The sequence below is a fragment of the Vannielia litorea genome, assembly GCF_018424695.1.
In the GTDB taxonomy this organism is placed as follows: domain Bacteria; phylum Pseudomonadota; class Alphaproteobacteria; order Rhodobacterales; family Rhodobacteraceae; genus Vannielia; species Vannielia litorea_A.
In genome coordinates this window covers 1-1298 of sequence record NZ_QTNQ01000193.1, presented here as the reverse complement: position 1 = coordinate 1298, position 1298 = coordinate 1, and the positions used below count along the sequence as shown (strand labels likewise).

The window sequence follows — 1298 nt, the reverse complement described above, 5'->3', positions numbered from 1 at the left end:
GGTCTGGCGGGAGGACGGGCGCCGGTAGCGAGAGGACCGGGAGGAGGACGGCGGCGAGGGCCAGGGCGAGCCAGAGCGCAGAGCCCGCGATCGCAAGGCGGCGGCCCGAGGGGTGCCTGCGCCAGAGATGGGTGAGGTGCCAGAGCAGCGCCCCGAGCAGGGCGAGCGGCCAGAGCAACGGCAAGGTGGCCATGGAGACAATGCCGGGGGAGGTGGCGAGGGCGAAGCTCAGCTGGCCAAGTGGCACGACGTAGCCGAGGAAGGACAGGGCGACGCCGAGGACGGCGAGGGACGAGAGGCAGACCCATGTGCCGCGCCATGGCTGCCCGTGCAGACCGAGCAGCGCCCCCATCAGCAGGAGGGTGAAGAGCAGCGGTTCGAGCATGTTGGCAACGTTGCGCAGGGCGCGGCCCGGCGGCTCTCCGAAGCCCAACGCAAAGAGCCATGCCAGCAGCAGCACGATGACCGCCGCCGCCAAGCCGTGCACCGCCGCCCACCAGGCCGCGGGCAGGCTCATATGCAACGCCCGCCGTCGACCTCGAGCGCGGCGCCGGTGATCATGCCGGCCTCGTCGGAGCAGAGGAAGCAGGCGGCGTTGCCGAGGTCTTCGGCGGTGGAAAACCGCCCGAGCGGGATGGTGGAGAGGAACTTGCTGCGCATCTCGGGGGTGTCTTCGCCCATGAAGCTGGCCAGCAGGGGCGTTTCACCCGCCACCGGGCAGAGCGCGTTGACGCGCACGCCCTCGGGCGCGAGCTCCACCGCCATGGCCTTGGTCGCGGTGATGACCCAGCCCTTGGAGGCGTTGTACCAGTTGAGGCGCGGGCGCGGGGAGAGGCCCGCGGTGGAGGCGATGTTGAGCACTGCCCCGGCGCCCCTGCCCTTCATTGCGGCGATGACGGTGCGGGCGGAGCAGTAGATCGACTTCATGTTGACGGCGGCGACCTTGTCGAAATCCGCCTCGGAGACCTCCTCCATCGGCGCGGGTAGGTGGGTGACACCGGCGTTGTTCACCAGGATGTCGGCGGGGTGGCTTTCGGCAAGGGCCTGCCAGTCGTTGAGGAGGGTCACATCCATTGCGAGGGCCTTGCCGCCGATTTCATCGGCCACGGCCATGGCAGCCTCGGCGTTGATGTCGGTGACGAGAACCTCGGCCCCCTCGGCGGCGAACTTGCGGGCGATGCCCGCGCCGAAGCCAGAGCCGCCGCCGGTGACGATGGCACGTTTGCCCGTGAGTCTCATGGTTCGTCCTCCCTGTTGGTGGCGGGATCAGAGGGCATGTGGGGGCGGGGTGCAAGGGC

At 70.0% G+C, this 1298-nt stretch carries 2 protein-coding genes; both read right to left on the bottom strand.

What is annotated here, in order from left to right; genetic code table 11:
* On the bottom strand, positions 1-517 hold a 517-nt coding region (locus DYI42_RS23890), incomplete at its 3' end, for a hypothetical protein (protein ID WP_213549627.1).
* Positions 514-1239 carry a glucose 1-dehydrogenase gene (locus tag DYI42_RS23885; protein WP_213549626.1) on the bottom strand — a complete coding sequence of 242 codons (726 nt, stop codon included), beginning with the start codon at positions 1237-1239 and terminating at the stop codon, positions 514-516. The genes DYI42_RS23885 and DYI42_RS23890, both read right to left, overlap by 4 nt.
* Positions 1240-1298: the final 59 nt, after the last annotated feature.

What these genes read in the sequence shown, in the direction of transcription:
- DYI42_RS23885 (WP_213549626.1), bottom strand. Translation starts at nt 1,239, where the DNA reads ATGAGACTCACGGGCAAACGTGCCATCGTCACCGGCGGCGGCTCTGGC.